Source organism: Ruegeria sp. AD11(2025) (assembly GCF_056542405.1).
Map to the genome: position 1 here is coordinate 1 of NZ_JBQFZU010000089.1, position 2,251 is coordinate 2,251.

A 2,251-nucleotide genomic window follows, 5' to 3' on the forward strand; every position below is an offset into this window, starting at 1 on the left:
CCAACGGTTTGCTCCGCCAGTACTTCCCAAAGGGCACGGATCTCAGCCAGCATGGTGCTGACGCGTTGAGCGCCGTCGCCCACGCGCTGAACACTCGCCCTCGCAAAACACTGAGTTGGCATACACCGGCAGAAACTCTCGACCGGTTGCTCAAAAAGGATATGATCGAAGATGTTGCGACGACCGGTTGAATCCGCCTTGGCTGCCACGATCAGTGCGATGAATGCAGCCCTTCGGCGGCTGTCGCAGAGCGATGGCCATGTTCAGTGCTCGGGTCGCCAGATCGCGCTTCGTGCGATTGCTGACAGCCCAGTCGATTACGCGCCGGGAGTGCAGGTCCAAGATCACTGCGAGAGACAACCATCCCTCTCGGATCCACACATAACTGATTTCACCAGCCCATTTTTGATTAAGTCGCTCCGCTTGGAGGTTCCGGCTCAGCAGGTTCGGCGCGATGTTGAAGGCGTGGTTACTGTCAGTCGTTAGCTTGTGTTTCTTCAACCTTTCAACACGAATGCCATTCTCTCGCCGAAGTTGTTCATTCTCACGGGCAAGATCAAAGTCATTGTCGGAGACAACATCCTTGTCGCGGTGCACCAAAATCCACTTATCCAGTGTCGATAGGTCAACACCCAGATCAGATGCCACCTGCTTGCGTGTCAGTTCGCTAGTCAGCGCAATCCGTACCGTATCATCGCGGAACTCGTCCGTCCGTTTCAGCCCCATAGTTCGTCTCCTTTGCCGCAATAAATGCTATCAAAGGAGCGGCATCAAACCGTGATATGTCGAAAAGATATCTGACACTACCTATGGTTCATGTACGAAAATGCCGCGCCTGATGGGATTTCGTTTTCCGCGTGAGATCATCGCTTATGCTGTCTGGGTTTACCATCGCTTTGCACTCAGCACTGCGAATGTTGAATATCTGCTCGCGAAACGCGGCGTGACGGTCAGTCGGGAAACGATCAGACAATGGGTCAACCGCTTTGGTGGCCATTTCGCGAACTGCATCAGGCGAAACCGACAAGTGGCATTTGGACGAAGTGATCATCCCGATCGCCGGTCGGAAATGCTGGCTGTGGCAAGCAGCGGATGCGAACGGAGATACTCTTGATATCCTCATCCAATCACGGCGGAGTGCCAAGGCAGCCCGGCGCTTTCTGAAGCGGCTGATTTCGCAATTCGGTGAACCTCGTGTCGTGATCACGGATAAGTTGCGAAGCTATTTCAAGCCGATCCGCAATCTTGCGCCGGATGCGGAACACCGAGCACACAAAGGGTTGAAAAATCGGATCAAAGGGTCACATTGACCCACTCGAAAGCGTGAAAAGCTCATAGGACGCTTCAAGTCGCTAAGGCAGACGCAAAGGTTCTTTTCTGCTCAAGACCAGATCAACACCATCTCTCGATCCCGTTGCGATCAACTCGCTACCGTCTCATACCGTCACGCCAGAACCGATGCTTTCGGCCTCTGGAACGGCCGCGCACTCGAAATGATCGCCTGATAGACGCAGACCAGACAGCCATCAGCCGCGTGTAAACAAGTTGGCAATGCCGATTTGCTACATCTGAAATAGTTATTGGCTATAATAAAATAGTGCAGCAGTATTGGCCTCCGAAATCAAGATAGCCGAAACTCTTTAGACGCAGCGTGACGCAGTTCGGAGGGTAATTTTTCTAACCGCGTCACGCATTGCGGGGATGTCTAAACAAAGGATCGAACCAATAACCACTATTGAAACAGTGCCAAGACAATGACCCAAAACAAGAGGAAATATGCACGCCAGACTATAATGAAGAAGAAAAAATAAAATGTACGAATGGAGAGTACCTTGAATAAACTGAATACAATAATACTGTCGGCCACCTTGGCCTTCCCTTTTTCTACTTCACTTGTGCATGCACAAGGAATGGGCGAGGCAAATGTCAATCCGTGGCAAGAGTGTGGTGTCGGCGCTATGGTTTTCCCCAATAATGGCGCTGCATCTGCAATCTCGAATATTGTTTGGGACCTGGGTACAACAGCGGTAAGTTCAGCCCTGTCCAGTCCTGATCAGTGCCAAGGTTCAACGATTCAGGTCGCAGCGTTTGTGGCACGCGGATATGATCACATTTCACGCGAAACAGTTGTTGGTGACGGCGAGTATCTGCGAACTTTGATGGATGGGCTCAACTGTGATCCAGCCATTCAAGCAGCGCTTCTCGCTGATGTTCGTGACGATTTTGCTGCTCAGTTACAAGATGCCGAACA

1 protein-coding gene and 3 pseudogenes are annotated in these 2,251 nt (G+C 51.5%); 3 read left to right on the top strand and 1 reads right to left on the bottom strand.

The window, feature by feature from the left end; genetic code table 11:
* A pseudogene (locus tag ACR1XY_RS24375) lies at positions 1 to 191 on the top strand (IS30 family transposase); the annotation flags it as partial.
* A 7-nt stretch (positions 192 to 198) separates the two neighbouring features.
* On the opposite strand, the pseudogene ACR1XY_RS24380 reads toward ACR1XY_RS24375, so the two are convergent.
* Positions 199 to 726: pseudogene (locus ACR1XY_RS24380) on the bottom strand (transposase); the annotation flags it as partial.
* A 100-nt stretch (positions 727 to 826) separates the two neighbouring features.
* Between ACR1XY_RS24380 and ACR1XY_RS24385 the strand changes: the two are divergent.
* A pseudogene (locus ACR1XY_RS24385) lies at positions 827 to 1,505 on the top strand (IS6 family transposase).
* A gap of 327 nt (positions 1,506 to 1,832) precedes the next feature.
* On the top strand, positions 1,833 to 2,251 hold a 419-nt coding region (locus ACR1XY_RS24390; RefSeq protein WP_480597366.1), incomplete at its 3' end, for a DUF3015 family protein.